This is a genomic window from Nocardioides sp., from assembly GCF_025965415.1.
In the GTDB taxonomy this organism is placed as follows: Bacteria; Actinomycetota; Actinomycetes; order Propionibacteriales; family Nocardioidaceae; genus Nocardioides.
In genome coordinates this window covers 1-19,011 of the sequence record NZ_JAOPWY010000107.1, presented here as the reverse complement: position 1 = coordinate 19,011, position 19,011 = coordinate 1, and the positions used below count along the sequence as shown (strand labels likewise).

Annotated in this window: 15 protein-coding genes; 11 read left to right on the top strand and 4 right to left on the bottom strand. The window is 71.9% G+C overall.

Annotated features, from left to right (window positions below; genetic code table 11):
• Nucleotides 1–59: 59 nt before the first annotated feature.
• The 4 genes from JWN97_RS11085 to pcrA are packed head-to-tail and all read left to right on the top strand — an operon-like array spanning nt 60 to nt 4,773.
• Nucleotides 60–1,481 carry an APC family permease gene (locus tag JWN97_RS11085; protein ID WP_297622437.1) on the top strand — a complete coding sequence of 474 codons (1,422 nt, stop codon included), beginning with the start codon at nt 60–62 and terminating at the stop codon, nt 1,479–1,481.
• 1 nt (nt 1,482) lies between these two features.
• Complete coding sequence (locus JWN97_RS11080; RefSeq protein ID WP_297622435.1) at nt 1,483–1,938, top strand: universal stress protein; 456 nt, start codon at nt 1,483–1,485, stop codon at nt 1,936–1,938.
• 25 nt (nt 1,939–1,963) lie between these two features.
• Nucleotides 1,964–2,317 (top strand): hypothetical protein, encoded by a 354-nt coding sequence (locus JWN97_RS11075; protein WP_297622433.1) that lies wholly within the window; start codon nt 1,964–1,966, stop codon nt 2,315–2,317.
• A 59-nt stretch (nt 2,318–2,376) separates the two neighbouring features.
• Nucleotides 2,377–4,773, top strand: coding sequence for a DNA helicase PcrA (gene pcrA, locus JWN97_RS11070; protein ID WP_297622431.1), 2,397 nt, complete (start codon nt 2,377–2,379; stop codon nt 4,771–4,773).
• A 425-nt stretch (nt 4,774–5,198) separates the two neighbouring features.
• Here pcrA and JWN97_RS11065 read toward each other — a convergent pair whose 3' ends face one another.
• Together JWN97_RS11065 and JWN97_RS11060 are read right to left on the bottom strand one after the other, a co-directional pair.
• Complete coding sequence (locus JWN97_RS11065; protein ID WP_297622429.1) at nt 5,199–5,966, bottom strand: M23 family metallopeptidase; 768 nt, start codon at nt 5,964–5,966, stop codon at nt 5,199–5,201.
• Between the two features lie 219 nt (nt 5,967–6,185).
• Nucleotides 6,186–7,508, bottom strand: coding sequence for a deoxyribodipyrimidine photo-lyase (locus JWN97_RS11060; protein WP_297622427.1), 1,323 nt, complete (start codon nt 7,506–7,508; stop codon nt 6,186–6,188).
• A gap of 126 nt (nt 7,509–7,634) precedes the next feature.
• On the opposite strand from JWN97_RS11060, the gene sucC reads away from it, so the two are divergent.
• Both sucC and sucD read left to right on the top strand, forming a co-directional pair.
• Nucleotides 7,635–8,804, top strand: coding sequence for an ADP-forming succinate--CoA ligase subunit beta (sucC, locus tag JWN97_RS11055; RefSeq protein ID WP_297622425.1), 1,170 nt, complete (start codon nt 7,635–7,637; stop codon nt 8,802–8,804).
• Between the two features lie 18 nt (nt 8,805–8,822).
• Entirely contained in the window at nt 8,823–9,704 is an 882-nt protein-coding gene (gene sucD / locus JWN97_RS11050; RefSeq protein ID WP_297622423.1) for a succinate--CoA ligase subunit alpha, read from the top strand.
• Between the two features lie 216 nt (nt 9,705–9,920).
• Here sucD and JWN97_RS11045 read toward each other — a convergent pair whose 3' ends face one another.
• Together JWN97_RS11045 and JWN97_RS11040 are read right to left on the bottom strand one after the other, a co-directional pair.
• Nucleotides 9,921–11,246, bottom strand: coding sequence for a hypothetical protein (locus JWN97_RS11045; protein WP_297622421.1), 1,326 nt, complete (start codon nt 11,244–11,246; stop codon nt 9,921–9,923).
• 36 nt (nt 11,247–11,282) lie between these two features.
• Complete coding sequence (locus JWN97_RS11040) at nt 11,283–13,178, bottom strand: hypothetical protein (RefSeq protein ID WP_297622419.1); 1,896 nt, start codon at nt 13,176–13,178, stop codon at nt 11,283–11,285.
• 112 nt (nt 13,179–13,290) lie between these two features.
• On the opposite strand from JWN97_RS11040, the gene JWN97_RS11035 reads away from it, so the two are divergent.
• The 5 genes from JWN97_RS11035 to JWN97_RS11015 form a co-directional block, all read left to right on the top strand.
• The gene (locus JWN97_RS11035; protein ID WP_297622417.1) at nt 13,291–14,544 is read left to right on the top strand and encodes a DUF6350 family protein; all 1,254 of its coding nucleotides are present in this window, start codon (nt 13,291–13,293) and stop codon (nt 14,542–14,544) included.
• Nucleotides 14,545–14,546: 2 nt separating this feature from the next.
• Nucleotides 14,547–15,740, top strand: a complete 1,194-nt coding sequence (locus tag JWN97_RS11030) for a YibE/F family protein (RefSeq protein ID WP_297622415.1) — start codon at nt 14,547–14,549, stop codon at nt 15,738–15,740.
• Nucleotides 15,741–15,751: 11 nt separating this feature from the next.
• Nucleotides 15,752–16,369 (top strand): phosphoribosylglycinamide formyltransferase, encoded by a 618-nt coding sequence (purN, locus tag JWN97_RS11025; RefSeq protein WP_297622413.1) that lies wholly within the window; start codon nt 15,752–15,754, stop codon nt 16,367–16,369.
• Nucleotides 16,370–16,471: 102 nt separating this feature from the next.
• Nucleotides 16,472–18,052, top strand: coding sequence for a bifunctional phosphoribosylaminoimidazolecarboxamide formyltransferase/IMP cyclohydrolase (gene purH / locus JWN97_RS11020; protein WP_297622412.1), 1,581 nt, complete (start codon nt 16,472–16,474; stop codon nt 18,050–18,052).
• Between the two features lie 264 nt (nt 18,053–18,316).
• Nucleotides 18,317–19,011, top strand: a 695-nt coding sequence (locus tag JWN97_RS11015; RefSeq protein ID WP_297622410.1) for a tetrahydrofolate dehydrogenase/cyclohydrolase catalytic domain-containing protein, incomplete at its 3' end; no start/stop codon positions are given.

Genomic DNA, 19,011 nt, shown 5'->3' with positions numbered 1-19,011 from the left:
GCCCTCCAACGGGGTGGGCGACGTTTGACAACTCCCGCCCCGAACGGTGGGGTCGGGGGATGTCAGACACCGCCACCGTCCCCCGTCCGGACGAGCACGAGAGCGAGCTCAAGCGCTCCATCACCGGCCGCCTGCTGTTCTTCTACACCCTCGGCGACGTGCTCGGGTCGGGCATCTACGTCCTCATCGGACTGGTCGCGGCGGCGGTCGGAGGTGCCTTCTGGGTCGCCTTCGCCCTCGGCGTCGCGGTCGCGGCGATCACCGGGGCGGCGTACGCCGAGCTGGTGACGAAGTACCCCCAGGCCGCCGGTGCCTCGCTCTACGTCAACAAGGCCTTCGGCAACCGTGCGCTCACCTTCTTGATCACGGTGTCCTTCCTCGCCGCGAGCATGGCGGCGTCCGGCTCGCTGGCGACCGGCTTCGCGTCCTACTTCGCCGAGCTGTGGGCCGGTCCGCCCGCGCTGCTGGTCTCGCTGGTCTTCGTGGCCCTGCTCGTGGTCGTCAACTACATCGGCATCACCGAGTCGGTCGTCATCAACATGCTGATGACCTTCGTCGAGGTCTTCGGACTGGTGGTCGTGCTGGTCATCGGCATCGTCTACGTCGCCCAGGGCAACGCCGACTTCGGCGTGCTGACGCACATCGACGCCTCCGGCGACTACGGCAGCCCCGCGCTCGCGGTCCTGGCCGGCATCTCCTTCTCCTTCTTCGCCATGACCGGCTTCGAGAACACCGTCAACGTGGCCGAGGAGACCATCGAGCCCTACAAGGCGTTCCCGCGCTCGCTGGTCGGCGGCATGCTCGTCGCGGGGCTCGTCTACGTGCTGGTCTCGATCGCCGCCGCGCTGACCGTGCCGGTCGAGACGCTGGCCAACTCGGACGCCGCGCTCCTCGAGGTCGTGAAGGCGGGCATCCTGCCCTTCTCGACCGACCTGATGACCACCGTCTTCTCGGTCATCGCCCTGATCGCGATCACCAACACCACGCTGGTCACGATCGTCACGCAGCCGCGCATCCTCTACGGCATGGCCCGCGAGGACGTCGTACCCGGTGTCTTCGCCAAGATCCACCCGGTCCGGCGCAGCCCGTGGGTGGGGCTGCTCTTCAGCGGCCTGGTGGTCGGCCTGCTGCTCGTCATCGGCACCCTGGTCACCGCGTCCGGCGGCGGCATCGACCTGGTCGGCCGACTGGCCACGGTCACCGTCGTGCTGCTGCTCGCCATCTACGCCCTGGTGATCGTCTCCTGCCTCAAGCTCCGCGGGCAGGACGAGCACGACGAGATCTTCCACGCCAGCGCGCCGCTGCTGATGGTCGGCCTGGTCGGCAACCTCGCGATCCTGGGCTTCACCGTCTACGACGACCCGCACTCGCTGATCTGGTGCGCGGGCCTGCTCGGCGTGGGTGGCGTGCTCTTCCTCGCTGAGTACTTCTTCGGCAGCCGGGGCACCGGGTCCCGCACGCCCGACCTCGAGGAGGCCTGACATGCACGTCATCGTCGCCACGGACGGCTCGCGGCAGTCGCTGGCCGCCGCCAAGCAGCTCAAGGCGTTCGCCGACCCCGCCAAGATCACGGACATCTCCGTGGTCGCGGTGATCCGGCCCCTGGCCTCGGTCGCCTTCGCCGACGACCTCTCCGAGGGCAAGTGGCCGGCCGCGGGGTCGTTCCGCGAGGCCGCGCAGAGCGCGGTCGACGCGATCGCCAAGGTCTACGACGGCTGGGGCCCGAAGGTCCACAAGCGGATCCGCAGCGGGTCGGCGGCCAACGAGATCATCAAGGCCGCCCAGCAGTACGACGCCGGCCTCGTCGTCGTGGCCGCCGGTGGCCGTGGCCTGAGCGACAGCGTCCTGGTGGGCAGCACCGCCCAGCGGGTGCAGCACTACGCGCCGTGCCCGGTGCTCGTCGTACGTCCCGCGCCGCGCACGAAGCGCAAGGGCTGACCCGCCGGCTGGCTAGGGTGTCCGCATGGAGACCCTGCGGCTGGTGCTGCTCTTCGTCCACATCCTCGGCTACGCCGCGCTGCTCGGCGGCCTCCTGGTGCAGGTCCGCGACGAGACCAAGGTGGTCAACTCGCTGATGCGCGACGGCATCGGTACGGCGTTCCTGGCCGGCCTGCTGCTGGTGGGGGTGCTCGAGAGCCTGGGCACGCCCGACCACGCCAAGATCGGCGTGAAGTTCGCCGTCGGGCTCGTCATCCTGGTGCTCGTGATGGTCAACATGCGCAAGCCGAGCATCCCGAAGGGCCTCTACTTCGGACTCCTCGCGCTGACGATCGCCAACATCGCGGTGGCCGTGTTCTGGTCGCCCGTGCACGCCTGATCCGCAGCGCCGGGCGCGGGCACGCGGGTGTCCCACCCGCCGCATAGGGTTGGCTCGACATGAGCCCCACCGACGCCCCCGACGCAGCCCTGATCGACCACCCCCTCCTCGAGGGTCTCAACGACCCCCAGCGGGCGGCCGTGACGCACGCGGGCGCCCCGCTGCTGGTGGTCGCCGGCGCAGGGTCGGGCAAGACCCGCGTGCTGACCCGCCGCATCGCGTGGCTGATCTCGGAGCGCAAGGCGCACCCCGGCTCGATCCTGGCGATCACCTTCACCAACAAGGCCGCGGCCGAGATGAAGGAGCGCGTGCAGCACCTGGTCGGCAACCGGGCGAAGATCATGTGGGTCTCGACCTTCCACTCCTCGTGCGTGCGCATCCTGCGCAAGGAGATCGACCGGGTCGGCTTCAAGTCGAACTTCTCCATCTACGACGCCGCCGACTCCAAGCGCCTGATGACGCTGGTGCTGCGCGACCTCGAGCTCGACCCCAAGCGCTACCAGCCCAACGCCGTCCTGCACTGGGTCTCCGACCAGAAGAACGAGCTGCGCGACCCCGAGGACGCCACCAAGGAGGCCCGCAACAGCTTCGAGGAGGCCTACGCCTCGGCCTACACCCACTACCAACGCCGCCTCCGCGACGCCAACGCGCTCGACTTCGACGACCTGATCATGACGACGGTCCACCTGCTGCAGGCCTTCCCCGACGTGCGCGAGAACTACCGCCGCCGGTTCCGCCACGTGCTGGTCGACGAGTACCAGGACACCAACCACGCGCAGTACAGCCTCATCCAGCAGCTGTGCGGCGCGTCCTTCGAGATGGACACAGCGTTCGAGGAGGACGGGCACGAGGCCGCGGAGCGTGTCGAGCCGAGCGAGCTGATGGTCGTCGGTGACGCCGACCAGTCGATCTACGCGTTCCGTGGTGCGGACATCCGCAACATCCTCGACTTCGAGCAGGACTTCCCCGACGCCACGACGATCCTGCTCGAGCAGAACTATCGCTCCACGCAGACCATCCTCACCGCGGCCAACTCCGTGATCGCCAACAACCGGGGCCGCAAGGCCAAGCGGCTGTGGACCGACGCGGGGGAGGGGGAGCGCATCGTCGGCTACGTCTCCGACGACGAGCACGACGAGGCCCGCTTCGTCAGCCAGGAGATCGACCGGCTCGTCGACGACAGCGCCATCCGCCCGGCCGACGTCGCCGTCTTCTACCGCACCAACGCGCAGTCGCGCGTCTTCGAGGAGGTGTTCATCCGCACCGGCCAGCCCTACAAGGTCGTGGGCGGGGTGCGCTTCTACGAGCGCAAGGAGGTCCGCGACGCGCTGGCCTACCTCCGGATGCTGGTCAACACCGCCGACGAGATCTCGCTGCGCCGCGTGCTCAACACCCCCAAGCGCGGCATCGGCGAGCGCGCCGAGGCCTGCATCGCCGCCCTGGCCGACCGCGACCGGATCACGTTCTGGGAGGCGCTGACGCGAGCGGCGGAGGCCCCCGGCCTGGCCACCCGCAGCCTCAAGAACATCGAGGCCTTCGTCGCGATGGTGCAGGAGCTGCAGTCGATGGTGGCGGCCGACGAGCGCCCCGACGTGATCCTGGAGTCGGTGCTCGAGCGCTCGGGCTACCTCACCGAGCTCGAGGCCAGCGAGGACCCGCAGGACGGCACCCGCGTGGAGAACCTCGCCGAGCTGGTCGCGGTGGCTCGCGAGTTCGCCGAGGACCCGCAGCCCGGTCCCAGTGCCGATCCCGCGGAGGTCGAGGCCGGCACCGTCGCGGTCGGCCTGGGCGACTTCCTCGAGCGGGTGGCCCTGGTCGCCGACGCCGACCAGATCCCCGACGCGCCCGACGGCGACGACTCCGGCGTGGTCACCCTCATGACCCTCCACACCGCCAAGGGCCTGGAGTTCCCGGTCGTCTTCCTCACCGGCCTCGAGGACGGGGTCTTCCCGCACCAGCGCTCGCTGGGCGACCAGACCGAGCTGGAGGAGGAGCGCCGCCTCGCCTACGTCGGGCTCACCCGTGCCGAGCAGCGCCTCTACATCTCCCGGGCCCTGGTCCGGTCCGCGTGGGGGGCGCCGAGCCACAACCCCGCCAGCCGGTTCCTCGACGAGCTGCCCGTCGACCTCGTCGACTGGCGTCGTACGGCGGCGGAGCAGACGCGGTGGGGGCGGCCCGACCACACCGGCGGCTCTACCCGCCTCGGCACCCCCACCGACGCCGGTCGGCGCAACTTCTCCTCGGCCGCGATGCGGGCCGACGTCGCCGCCAAGTCCAAGCCGGCGCGCGAGATCCCGAGCCTGTCACCGGGTGACCGGGTGGTGCACGACTCGTTCGGGATGGGCACGGTCGTCGCCGTCGACGGGGTCGCGGAGAAGTCCGTGGCGTCGATCGACTTCGGGTCCGACGGCGTGAAGCGGCTGCTGCTCAGGTATGCGCCGGTGGAGAAGCTGTAGGTCATCGGGCGGGGGGCCTTGGTTTCGACTCGGGCTCGTTCCTCGCCCGGCTCAACCGGCGGCTGGGTGCGGACTGCCGCTGGTTGAGCAGCGAGCGCAGCCTGCCGCTGGGTGAGCAGCGAGCGCAGCCCGCCGCGGGTTGAGCAGCGAGCGCAGCCCGCCGCTGGTTGAGCAGCGAGCGCAGCCTGCCGCTGGTTGAGCAGCGAGCGCAGCCTGCCGCTGGTTGAGCAGCGAGCGCAGCGAGCGTGTCGAAACCGAGGCTTCGAGCGTCACGCCCTCCGCGGCTTCGTTCCTCAGCCGCTGATCGCCGTGACTCGGGCGGTGACGCCGACTGGTCGAAGATCTCGACGTGCGCCGTGGCTACTTCGTTCCTCAGCCGCGGCTTGCTCAATCTCCCTTGACTTCCGACTCGCTCCGCGAGTCGGTCAGGGAACGATGCCGTGCTCGACGAAGGCCTGGAACGGGTCGACCGGGCCGCCGCCACCGGGGCGGACCTCGACGTGCAGGTGGGAGCCGGTCACGTTGCCGGTCGCACCGACGGTGCCGATGACCTCGCCGCCGGTGACGTTGTCGCCGACCGAGACGTAGATCGAGGTCTGGTGGCAGAACCAGATCTCGGTGCCGTCGTCGAGGGTGACCACGGTCTTGTTGCCGTAGGCGCCGTCGTAGCCCGTGGAGGTGACGGTGCCGTTGGCGATGGCCATGATCGGGTCACCGGTGTTGCCGTTGAAGTCGAGGCCGGTGTGATAGCTGGCCCAGAGGCCGTACTGCCCGAAGGTCGCGGTGATCTGATAGCTGGCGAGGGGGAGAACCCACTTGTTCTCCTTGATCTTCGCCGCCTGCTTCTCGGCTGCCTGGCGCATCTGGTCGAGCTTGGCGGTGCGCTCGGCCATCTGCTTCTCGGCCAGCGCGACGAGCTCGGGGTCGGTGGCCTCGACGTCGGTGTCGCGGGTGTAGTCACGGCTGACGACGGCGCCGCGGCGCGAGAGCGCCTGCCCGGCGGCGGAGCCGACGGAGCCGGAGGCGTCCAGCGAGGAGCCGGAGGTGAGGGCGGTGGCACCGACCCCGGACGCGGTGACCGCGCCGCCGGCGGAGATCGCCAGCACGGCGACGCCCGCCACGAGCGGGAGGGACGGCAGGCTGCTGACCAGCGAGCGGCGGGGCGGCGTGGTGGCACGGCGCTTTCCGGTCACGGGAGCTGCCGGTGCCGAGGTGCGACGCTGGGGAGCGCGCTCCGCTCGGTGGTTGCCCATAGGGGTGATTACCAATCTGCCGGTTCAGGGGGGTGGTCGGCCAGACCGCGCACGACTGTAACGGAAAGATCACGAGATAGTGCAACCAGCGACCAATTTGTTCACCTCACCCCGCCGGGTGGTCGATATCCGGACGAGGGACGACCACGCGGGCCGTGCTCAGCCGCGGGCGGCCTGGTAGCGATCGAGCGCCTCGCGCCGCTCGTCGGCATGGTCCACGATCCGCTGCGGGTAGTCCTTCTCGTAGCCCACGTCCGACATCCAGGGCTCGTGCGCCGCCTTGCCCGGGAGGTGGTCGAGCTCGGGCACCCAGCGGCGTACGTAGTCGCCCTGCGGGTCGAACTTGAGGCCCTGCGTGATCGGGTTGAAGACCCGGAAGTAGGGCGAGGCGTCGGTGCCGGTGCCGGCGACCCACTGCCAGCCGTGGTTGTTGGAGGCCACGTCGCCGTCGATGAGCAGGTCGAGGAAGTGCCGCGCGCCGACCGGCCACCACACGTGCAGGTCCTTGGTCAGGAAGGACGCGGTGATCATCCGGACCCGGTTGTGCATCCAGCCGGTGTGGAGCAGCTGGCGCATCCCGGCATCGACGATCGGGAAGCCGGTGGTGCCCGTCCGCCACGCCTCGACGGCGTCGTCCGGCTCGTCGTACGCCATCCCCTCCAGTGCCGGCTTGAGGTCCGACCAGGCCGACGCCGGGGTGTGCCACAGCACGTCGGCGTAGAACTCCCGCCAGGCCAGCTCGTTGGCGTACGTCGATCGGGTGTCGATCTCGGCCAGCAGGGAGCGCGGGTGCAGCACGCCGAGGTGGAGGTAGGGGGAGAGGCGGGAGGTGCCGTCGTGGTCGGGGCGGTCGCGCTCCCGCGGGTAGTCGGCGATGTCGTCGCGGACGAAGTCGTGCCAGCGACGCCAGGCGGCGTCCTCGCCGGCGGCGGGCAGGTCGAACGGCGCGTCGGCGACGGCCTTCTCGAGCATGCTGACAGCCCGCTGGTGCGACTCGGCCGGCTCGACGTCGGGGGAGCGGGGAGTGGGGGCCGGCTCTGGCCAGCCGTGCTCGCGCCAGCCGCGGGCGAAGGCGGTGAACACCTGGTAGGGGTTGCCGCTGCCGTTGCGCACCAGGCCCGGCCCGACGGCGTACGGCGACCCGGTGGCGACCAGCTCGACCGCCTGCCCGACCGCCTCGTCGCGGCGCCGGCCGTAGGGCGTGGTCTCCGCCGCGACGTGGACGCGTCGGCCGGCGGCCACGCGCGGCACCACGTCGGCCGGGTCGCCGAGCTGGATGGTCAGCGGGATCCGCTCGGCGAGGGAGAGCACGTTGGCCGCGAGCCACGCCTGCCGGGCCGGACCGGCGCCCGCCCAGATCGCGGGATCGACCACGAAGAGCGCCGTGACCGATCCGTCGTCGAGCGCGGCCAGCAGGGCGGGGTTGTCCCGCACCCGCAGGTCGCGACGGAACCACATCACCGCTGAGGTCGGGGAGGACATGCCCGACAACGTAGCCCGGGGTGACCAGCACCACGGTGGCCCGAACTCGTGCGAGCCCAGCGACAGGTCTAGGGTGCCGAGAGGAAATCCCGCGCACTGTTGCAGACGAAAAGGACTGGGTACGTCGTGGATCTGATGGAGTTTCAGGCGAAGGAGCTCTTCGCCAAGCATGGAGTCGTGACCACCCTGGGTGTGATCGCCGAGACCCCCGAGGCCGCGCGCGCCGCCGCCGAGGAGATGGGCGGCGTGACGGTCATCAAGGCGCAGGTGAAGGCCGGCGGACGCGGCAAGGCGGGTGGCGTCAAGATCGCCAAGACCGCCGACGAGGCCGAGTCCTACGCCCGCGACATCATCGGGATGGAGATCAAGGGGCTCCGGGTCAACCGCGTCCTGGTCACCCCGGCGACGCCGCCGGTGGAGGAGTACTACTTCTCCTTCCTGCTCGACCGCTCCAACCGCTCGCACCTGTGCATCGCATCGGTCGAGGGCGGCGTGGAGATCGAGGAGGTCGCCAAGACCAACCCCGACGCCGTGAAGCAGATTCCGATCAACGCCCTCGAGGGCGTGACCCCCGAGAAGGCCGCCGCGATCGTCGACGAGGCGAAGTTCCCCGCCGAGCTGCGCGACCAGGCCATCGAGATGGTCCAGGCGCTGTGGAAGGTCTACGTCGAGGAGGACGCCACCCTGGTGGAGGTCAACCCGCTGGCCCGCCTCGAGGGCGACAAGCTCGAGGCGCTCGACGGCAAGGTCTCGCTCGACGAGAACGCCTCCGAGGTGCGCCACCCCGACCACGCCCAGTTCGAGATCCGCGAGGAGGCCGACCCGCTCGAGGCGAAGGCCAAGGACAAGGGCCTCAACTACGTCAAGCTCGACGGCCAGGTCGGCATCATCGGCAACGGCGCGGGCCTCGTGATGAGCACCCTCGACGTCGTCGCGTACGCCGGTGAGGCGCACGGCGACGTGAAGCCCGCCAACTTCCTCGACATCGGCGGCGGCGCCAACGCCCAGGTGATGGCCGACGGCCTCGACGTGATCCTCAACGACGAGCAGGTCAAGAGCGTCTTCGTCAACGTCTTCGGCGGCATCACCGCCTGCGACGAGGTCGCCAACGGCATCAAGGGCGCACTCGAGATCCTCGGCGACGAGGCCACCAAGCCGCTCGTCGTACGCCTCGACGGCAACAACGTCGAGCAGGGTCGCGCGATCCTCGACGAGCTCAACCACCCGCTGGTCACCCAGGTCGACACCATGGACGGCGCGGCCGACAAGGCCGCCGAGCTCGCCCACCAGGCCTGAGAGAGAGAAACAGAAACGATGTCTATCTACCTCAACAAGGACTCCAAGATCATCGTCCAGGGCATGACCGGCGGGATGGGTGCCAAGCACACCACCCTCATGGTCGAGTCCGGCGCCAACATCGTGGGCGGCGTCAACGCGCGCAAGGCCGGCACCACCGTCGAGCTGGGAGGCAAGGAGCTGCCCGTCTACGGGACGGTCGAGGAAGCCATGAAGGAGACCGGCGCCAACGTGTCGGTGGCCTTCGTGCCCCCCGCCTTCACCAAGGACGCGTGCATCGAGGCCATCGACGCCGAGATCCCGCTCCTCGTGGTGATCACCGAGGGCGTGCCGGTCCTCGACACGGCCGAGGTCGTCGCCTACCTCGACGGCAAGTCCACCCGGATGATCGGCCCCAACTGCCCCGGCATCATCACGCCGGAGGAGTCCCTGGCCGGCATCACGCCGCACACCATCGCGGGCAAGGGCCCGGTCGGCCTCGTGTCGAAGTCGGGCACGCTGACCTACCAGATGATGTTCGAGCTCAAGGACTACGGCTTCACGACCGCCATCGGCATCGGTGGTGACCCGATCATCGGCACCACGCACATCGACGCGCTCGAGGCCTTCGAGAACGACCCGGAGACCAAGGCGATCGTGATGATCGGCGAGATCGGTGGAGACGCCGAGGAGCGTGCCGCGGCCTACATCAAGGACCACGTCACCAAGCCGGTCGTCGGCTACGTCGCGGGCTTCACCGCCCCCGAGGGCAAGACCATGGGTCACGCCGGGGCGATCGTCTCCGGCTCCTCGGGCACCGCCCAGGCCAAGAAGGAGGCCCTCGAGGCCGCCGGGGTCAAGGTCGGCAAGACGCCGTCCGAGACGGCCGAGCTGATGCGCGAGGTCCTCGCGAACCTCTGAACCACCCCGTGGGCCCCCGGCTCACTCCAGACGGCTCCGCAGGTCCACCTGCGGGGCCCGTCCGGCGTTCGGGGCGCGGGTGGCGTCCCGCCTCCCAGAGCACGCGCCACACGACGTGCGCCCCGAGGAGGCGGACCGGCGCCACCGCGGAGACACGGCGAGGCGACGGCAGGGTCGGGCAGGCCGAGCTGGCCAGCGTCGAAGGAATGGACATGTCTAGCACCCCGTTCTCGTGAACACACACATCGCCGGAACGATCTTCCCCGTGGTCCCCGTGACCTGGTCGGCCTGCTCGTCCAGCGATGCGAGCGAGCCCTCACCGTAGGTGCTGACCATCAGCCGTGCCGAACCGACGCGAGTGACCTGGAAGACGGAGCTGCCGAGTCCCTGGTCGTAGGTCAGGCCCATCGTGACCGTGTCGTGGCCGGTGTCGCGGTCCAGCACGGTCCAGACCTGGTTGTCGAGGCTGCGGCAGCTCTCCGCCGCCTGGCGGACGGCGGCCATCGCCTTGCCGGCCACCTCCGCGTCGGCGTGGACGAGCAGCTCGCGGCCGTCGAAGTACTCCGGCCCGAGCGCCCTCGTGACGAGGCGTCGTACGCCCCCGGCGGTGCCGTCGCGCGGCCAGGCGACAGTGCCGCATATCTCGACCTCGCCCACGCCCTCGCCGTCCGCGGAGGGCGTCGACACCCGCGTCTCGCCGTCGCCCTCCGGCAGCCCGACGCCCAGCGGGAAGTCCGCGGGGATCTCGGTGACGCCGTCCGGCGCTGCCGTGGCGGGTGCGGTGGGCTCCGTGGGCTCCGTGGCCTCGGGGGACTCGGTCGGCTCGGGGGAGGCCCCGCCGCTCGGCGTGCCCTCGGCGAACAGGTCGAGGCCCGCGACGGTCTCGCGGATGGCGTCGACCGTGTCGGTGACACCCTGCTCGAGGGCGGCGTCGGTCCACTCGCCGTACGTCGAGGTGATCAGGAGCGCGGCCCCTACGGGCACGACGTGGATGACCGTCGCACCCGTGCCGGGCTCGCCGTCGAACGTGTAGGTCTGGATGAGGGTGACCGCCGGAGTCGGGCCGAACGGCGACCGGCGGACCTCGGTGACCGTCTCCATGTCGCCGTTGACGGTCGGGGTCCGACACCCGGACGGCAGGTCGGTGAAGGCCCGGGCGACCAGCGCCGCCTCGTCGGGGCTGCCCAGCAGCACCAGCTCGCGGGTGTTGGCGGACTCGCCGCCGCTGTTGTCGGCGATCATCCGGTCGCGGACGCCCAGGCCGCGCAGCGGGGCCGTGCCGCAGAGGGCCAGGTCCCGCAGCCCCGTGCCCGTCCGGGACGTGGGGATGGCGTCCTGCGGACCGCCCATGCCGGCTGACAGCGGGAAGTCGTCCGGGATCTCGGTGCCGGGGCCGGGCGTCTCCGGCACCGCGGCGGACCCCCCGGACGGGCCCGTCGGACTGGCGCTGTCGGTCGCGTCCTCCGGCGACCCGCCACCGCACGCGCCCACGGCGAGCGTGCCCGCCAGGGCGGCGGTCAGGAGCGTCGAGCGGAGCCTCATGGCAGGTAGGACACCGCCGGCGGCGAAAAGGTTGCGTCAGGTCTTGCTGCGCAGCGCCTCGAGCCGCTCGAGGACGCGGCGCGACAGGGCGATGAAGTCGGTGCGCGACATCGTCATGCCGGGGTCGGGGGTGAAGCCGAGCTGGGAGACAGCGGTCCCGTCGCGCGCGATCGCCATGAGGAACGGGAAGGACTGCGTGTCGTTGAGCTCGATCGACAGCGACCACACGCTCAGGTCGCGCGCCTGCGTCGACGTGGACGCGAGCTGGGTGACGCTGGTGCCGAGGTTGGCCTGGCCGCACTGGCGGATCCGGGTGCGGACGGTCTCGACGAAGTCGCGGGCCGCGCCCGGGCGCATCGCGCCGACGGTCTGCGTGAGGCCGAGCTGGCGGGCGTTGCGGGTCTCGGGGAAGAGGAACGTCCGGGTCAGCGCGCGGCGGATGCCGGGGCCCGTGAAGCTCGTGCGGTCGCAGCGGGTCGCGGCGTCGTTCGTGCGGGCGCGCTCGGGGTCGGTGCCGACCCACGGGCCGCGCACTCCCGAGACGGGCGGGAGGTCCACGGACGAGAGCAGACCCGGAGGCATGCCGATGTCCAGTGGCACGACGGAGCGCGACCGGGAGCGCCCCGCGCAGGTGGCGGCGCCGTCGGAGCCGCAGAGGCCGTTGACGGCTGCGGCGAGGGCGGTCTGGGTGGCCTTGTCGCTGACCGGTCGCCCCTGGCTGCGGACGACGTTGGTGACCACGAGGTTGCCGGTGCGGGCCACGGCGACGCTGATCGTGGCCGGCGACCTGCCCCACGCCCGCAACCGGAACGCGCGGGCGTCGTCGCCCACCCGCTTCACCGTGCGGGTCGACATCAGCTGGGTGCGGGGGTCGATGCAGCCGGCGTACCACATCGAGGCGGTCTCGAAGCTCTGCACGGCCTGCTCAGCGTCGCGGGACATCTCGACGATCTGGACCGCCGTCGACTCGGTGCGCGTCACCCGACGCTTGCGGGTGCGCCGCTGGTCGCCCTTGCCGACCTGCGTGGTCACGGTGCGGGTCGCCGAGCCCTCCCAGGTGCGCGCGAGGGCGGTGATGCCGTCGGGGTCGGAGAAGCGCTCGCGCTGGCACGGCGCCAGGAGCCCGTCGCCGGCGAGGTTGTCGGTTGTGGCGGTCTCTGCCCACTCCAGCCCGGGGCCGAAGCGCGACAGCTGCGCGGCGGAGAGCAGCGACCCCTCGTCGATGATCTCCTCGCCCGTGGCCGACGCGGGAGCGTGGACGGTGACACCGGCGGTGGCCTTCTCGTCGCTGAGGCTGGTGGCCTCCGCCTGCGACCCCGTCGCCACCAGCGACCCCGAGACCACGAGTGCGGCGGTGGCCAGGCCGGCACCGATCACCGTGTGCGTACGCCGTCGGGCGGCCCCGGCGCGGCGGATCGCGGTGGCGCGGGGCCAACGGATCGACTCCAGCGGCTCGGCCAGGTCGTCGAGCAGCCGGCGGACCTCGGTCGTCGGGACGTCGCGGTGCAGCGAGAACTGGGAGGTGGCGGTCTGCAGCTCGCGCTCGGCGTCGGAGCGCGGCAGCCCGACCATCCGGCCGATGTCGTTGAGCGAGAGCGCGGAGAGGCCGTTGAGCACGAGGAGCTCGCGCTGGCGCGTGGTGAGCTTGGACAGGGCGTCGAGCGTGGACCGGGCCTCGGGGGCCAGGGACTTGTCCCGGTGCCAGATGCGCGCGGTGTGCCGGCGACGGGCGCGGCGGAAGGCGAGGGGCCGGACGTAGGCGTCGCGGTCGTCGAGGACGCCGATCTTGCGCCAGCGGTGCCAGGCCACGACGAACGCGTCCCGCACGGCGGCCCGCGACGCCGGCGCGTCGCCGGTCAGGGCGTACGCCTCGTGCAGGAGTCGCGTGCGCGTCTCGCCGTAGTAGGCGTCGAAGGTTTCCGGGCTCCTCATGACCGCTCCACGGTACGGGAGCCACACACACGGCGCACATCGCTCCCCCTGCCCGCGCCGGGCGGCGTGGGAGCGCGATCCGCGCTGCGGGCCGGGTGATGATGACCCGGCCATGACGTCGCTCCTCACCCGACCCGACAGCGCCCGGACCGACGCTGCCCGCCCCCGGCCGCTGGTGCTGGTCGCGACCCTCGGCGGCGTGCTCGCCGCCCTGGGGCCGCTGGTGGTGCTGCTGGCGGTGGGCGTGATCGGGTGGTTCGTCACCGACGCCGGCGTGCACGGTGCACCGCGCGACGGCATGCGGATGGGTGCGCTCGCCTGGCTCGCCGGCCACGGCTCCGGCCTGACCGTGCTCGGCGCCCGGATCACGATCGTGCCCCTCGGCATCACCGCGATCTCGGTGTGGTCGATGTGGCGCCTGGGCCACCGGGTCGGCGACGCGGTGTCGGGCCACGGCCCGGATGCCGACCGGATCTCCGACGGCGAGCGCGACTTCACCGTGCCCATCGCGATCGCGACCTTCTTCGCCGGCTACGCCGTGGTGGCCGTCGTCGTCGCCACGCTCGCTGCCGGCTCCACGGCCGACCCGTCCGTGCCACGCGTGCTGGCCTGGACGATCGCCATGACGGCGCTCGTCGCTGCCCCCGCGATCGCGGTCGGGTCCGGCCGCGCCGCGATCTGGACGGCCCTCATGCCCGCGACCGTGCGTGCGGGCGCCGCGGTGGCCGGGGCCGTGCTCAGCACCTTCCTGATCGTGTCCGCGCTCGTGTTCCTCGTGGCGTTCGCCGTCTCCTTCGACGACGCGGCGACCGTGACCGCACAGCTGCACCCCAGCCCGGGGGAGGCCGTGCTCTACGCCCTCGTCAACGCGGCCTTCGGCCCCAACGCCGCCCTCTTCGCCGGCTCCTACCTGCTCGGACCCGGGTTCGCCGTCGGTGGGGCCACCGTCGTCTCCCCGAGCGCCGTCGTGCTGGGACCGCTGCCCCTCGTGCCCCTGGTCGCGGCCCTGCCGGCCGTCGGCACACCCGCCGGCTGGATCGGCGGCCTGATGGTGCTGCCCCCGCTGACGGCGGCCGTCGCGGCGTTCCGGAGCCTGCGCCGCCGGCCGCTCACCTGGGACCGGGTCGCGCTCGCCGGCTGCGGTGGCGGCCTCGTGGCGGGCGTCGGCTTCGCCCTCCTCGCCTCGCTGTCCGGCGGCGCTGCCGGCCCCGGCCGGATGCGCTTCGTCGGCCCGTTCACCCGCGACGTGCTCGTGCACGGCGTACCCGCCTGCGGCATCGGCGCCCTCCTCGGCGCCGGGGTGGTGGCGCTGCTGGTCTGGCGCGCGGCCCGCGCCTGGGGCGACGCCGACCGCTCGGAGGACTGAGCGTGGGCGCTGGTCACGGCCACGGCGAGCGACCCTCCCTCGGTCCCGCCCCGCGCGACCTGCGGCTGCTCATCGGCCTCCTGGTCGGTCCGCTGGTGCTGGCGACCGTGGTCGGGCTGGCGCTGCTGTGGCCCGACGGTGACCTGGAGATCACCGCGCCCGGGGCCGACGTGCAGCGCGGCACGGCCGAGGTGCAGTCGATCGGTGCCTGCCGCCAGGACGTGGAGGGCTGCAGCCTCGCGACGGTGGAGCTGCTGACCGGACCGGGCGCGCCCGGGACGGCGGAGGCACTCCTGCCCTACGGCTCGCAGGCGCCCGTCGTCGAGCCGGGCGACCGGATCATCGTCTCCTATGCAGGTCAGGCCCCGGAGGGGGAGCAGTACGCCTTCCAGGACTTCGACCGCGGACCGCCGCTGCTCGTCCTCACGCTCCTGTTCGCGGTCGGGGTGCTCGCCCTGTCGCGGTGGCGCGGCATCGGCGCGCTCGCGAGCCTGGCGTACTCCCTCGTCCTGATCGCGGTCTTCACCCTGCCGGCCATCATGGAGGGCTCGTCGCCGCTCGCGGTGGCGGTCGTGACCGCCGCGGCGATCATGGTCGTCACGCTCTACCTCTCGCACGGCTTCGACGTCCGCTCGACGGTGGCCATGCTCGGCACGCTCGTCTCGCTGCTGGTGATCGGCGTCGTCGGCTGGGTCTTCACCGGCGTGGGGCACTTCACGGGCGTGGTCGACGAGGGCAGCCAGTACATCTCCGGCATCGCAGCGCAGGTCGACCTCCGCGGGCTCCTGCTCGCCGGCCTCGTCATCGGCGCCCTCGGTGTGCTCGACGACGTGACCGTCACCCAGACCTGGGCGGTGTGGGAGCTGGCCGACGTCGATCCCGACGCCAGCACCCGCACCCTGTTCGTGCGCGCCATGCGCATCGGGCGCTCGCACGCCGCCTCCACCGTCAACACCCTCGTCCTCGCCTACGTCGGCGCGACCCTGCCGCTGATGCTGGTCTTCTCCGCCCTCGAGCTGCCGTTCGGGATCGCCGTCAGCCAGGAGGTGGTGGCGCAGGAGGTCGTGCGGGGCCTGGTCGGCGGCCTGGGCATCCTCGCCGCCGTGCCCCTCACGACCGCGATCGCGGCCCTGGTCGCGGGGCGGCTGGTCCGCGACCGGCGGACGGCGGCGGCCGCTCCCTCCCACCGCGCCTAGACTCCGGTGTCGTGAACCGACCCGCCCGTCTCGTCGTCCTGGTGTCCGGGGCCGGCACCAACCTGCAGGCCCTGCTCGACGCGTGCGCCGAGTCGTCGTACGGCGCCCGCGTGGTGGCCGTCGGCGCCGACCGCGACGACATCGAGGGCCTGGCGCGCGCGGACCGGGCCGGGGTGCCGACCTTCGTGGCGAAGGTCGACGACTACTCCTCCCGCGAGCACTGGGACCGGGCACTGACCGACAAGGTCGGCGCCTTCGAGCCCGACCTGGTGGTCTCGGCGGGCTTCATGAAGCTCGTCTCCGCCGACTTCCTCGAGCGCTTCCTCACCCTCAACACGCACCCGGCGCTCTGCCCGGCCTTCCCGGGGATGCACGGCCCCCGGGACGCGCTCGAGCACGGCGTCAAGGTCACCGGGGCGACGCTCTTCGTCGTCGACGCCGGTGTCGACGACGGTCCGATCGTCGCCCAGGTGCCCGTCGAGGTGGCCGAGGACGACGACGTCGCGTCGCTGCACGAGCGGATCAAGACGGCCGAGCGCGCGATGCTGGTCGACTCCGTCGGGCGGATCGCCCGCGAGGGCATCACGGTGGAGGGTCGCCGGGTTCGCATCGGGGCCTCCAGTCGATAGTCTGCTGCCACACGACTGGCGCAGGTGGGCCACCACCAGGGAGTGACGCGCGAGAGCATCGAACGCCTGGGTGCCTCGACTCGCAACCATCCGAGGAGTCCCGTGTCACCTGTTGAGCCCGAGTCCCGCATCGCGATCCGCCGAGCACTCGTCTCCGTCTACGACAAGGCCGGTCTCGACGACCTGGTCCGCGGCCTGCACGAGGCCGGCGTCGAGCTGGTCTCCACCGGCGGCTCCGCCGCACTGATCGAGTCGCTGGGCCTGCCGGTGACCAAGGTCGAGGACCTCACCGGCTTCCCCGAGTGCCTCGACGGCCGGGTCAAGACGCTGCACCCGCGCGTGCACGCCGGCATCCTCGCCGACCGTCGCCTGGAGTCGCACGTCGCGCAGCTCGAGGAGCTCGGCATCGAGCCGTTCGACCTCGTGGTGAGCAACCTCTACCCCTTCACCCGGACCGTCGCCTCGGGCGCCAGCCCCGACGAGTGCGTGGAGCAGATCGACATCGGCGGTCCGTCGATGGTGCGCGCCGCCGCCAAGAACCACCCGAGCGTCGCCATCGTGACCTCGCCCGCGGCGTACGACGCCGTGCTGGCCGCCGTGGCCGCCGGCGGCTTCACGCTGGCCGAGCGGCAGCGCCTGGCCGCGGAGGCCTTCGTCCACACCGCGACGTACGACGTCCACGTGGCGTCGTGGATGGGCAACGTGCTGACCGACACCAGCGAGGGCTCCGGCTTCCCGGCCTGGATGGGCGCCACCTGGAACAAGGAGGCGGTGCTGCGCTATGGCGAGAACCCGCACCAGCGCGCCGCGCTCTACGCCAACGGCTTCCTGCCTGAGGGGCCCGGCCTCGCCCAGGCGACGCAGCACCACGGCAAGGAGATGTCCTACAACAACTACGTCGACGCCGACGCGGCCCGCCGGGCGGCGTACGACTTCGACGAGCCTGCCGTCGCGATCATCAAGCACGCCAACCCGTGCGGCATCGCGGTGGCCGACGACGTGGCCGCCGCGCACCGCCTGGCCCACGCGTGCGACCCGGTGAGTGCCTTCGGCGGCGTCATCGCCACCAACGTGCCGGTGTCCGTCGAGATGGCCCAGCAGGTGGCCGAGATCTTCACCGAGGTGATCGTGGCCCCGGGCTACGAGGACGGTGCGGTCGAGGCGCTGCAGGCGAAGAAGAACATCCGGATCCTCGAGTGCCCGCCGCTGGTGCGCGGTGGTGCGGAGGTGCGGTCGATCTCGGGCGGGCTCCTGCTCCAGGCGCGCGACGTGATCTCGGCCGAGGGTGACGACCCCGCGGCCTGGACCCTCGCCACCGGTGAGGCCGCCTCCGCCGAGGTCCTGTCCGACCTCGCCTTCGCCTGGCGCGCCTGTCGCTCGGTGAAGTCCAACGCGATCCTGCTCGCCGCAGACGGCGCCTCGGTGGGCATCGGCATGGGCCAGGTCAACCGGGTCGACTCGTGCCGGCTCGCGGTCGAGCGCGCGGGGGAGCGGGCCTCGTCCGCCGTGGCCGCGTCCGACGCGTTCTTCCCCTTCGCCGACGGCCCGCAGATCCTCATCGACGCCGGCGTGAAGGCGATCGTGCAGCCCGGCGGGTCGGTGCGCGACGCCGAGGTCGTCGCCGCGTGCGAGGCGGCCGGCGTGACGATGTACTTCACCGGGACGCGGCACTTCTTCCACTGATCTGCGCCTCGGGCGGTGGTCCAGCCACATTGTTGGGCCGCAGAGTGTGGGTGGACCACCGCCACGCAGGCGATCTCGCACGTGTCCGGTCACACCGGTGGTCCAGCCACGTTCCGCGTGCCGAGAATGTGGGTGGACCACCGGCGTTGATCGGGGTCCCTGCGGCGGTCGTGGCGCACCCCGCGGCCCGTGCCGCCGAGCGGCACCTGGTCACGATCGGTGCGCCGGTCGGTGCCTAGGCGCACCCGCCCTAGACTGGCCGCCGTGACGGCACAGACCCTGGACGGCGCAGCCACGCTGCGGACCATCAAGGCAGAGCTGGCGCAGCGCGTCGCCGCCCTCAAGGAGCAGGGGGTGACCCCGGGCCTCGGCACGGTGCTCGTCGGCGACGACCCCGGCTCGCGGTGGTACGTCGGCGCCAAGCACAAGGACTGCGCGGAGATCGGCATCACCTCGATCCGCCGCGACCTGCCCGCCACGGCCACGCAGGCCGAGGTGGAGGCCGTCATCGACGAGCTGAACGCCGACGACGAGTGCACCGGCTTCCTCGTGCAGCAGCCGACGGGGCTCGACGAGTTCGCGCTGCTCTCGCGGGTCGACCCCGACAAGGACGTCGACGGCCTGCACCCGATGAACCTCGGCAAGCTGGTCCTCGGGGAGTCCGGTCCGCTGCCCTGCACCCCGGTCGGCGCGATCGAGCTGCTGCGCCGCCACGACGTGCAGATCGCCGGCGCGGAGGTCGTGGTCGTCGGTCGCGGCCTCACCGTCGGACGCCCGCTCGGCCTGCTGCTGACCCGCCGCTCCGAGAACGCCACCGTCACGCTCTGCCACACCGGCACCCGAGACCTGGCGGCGCACGTTCGGCAGGCCGACATCGTGGTCGCCGCAGCCGGCGTACCCGGCATCATCACCGCCGCCATGGTCAAGCCCGGTGCGGCGGTGCTCGACGTGGGCGTCTC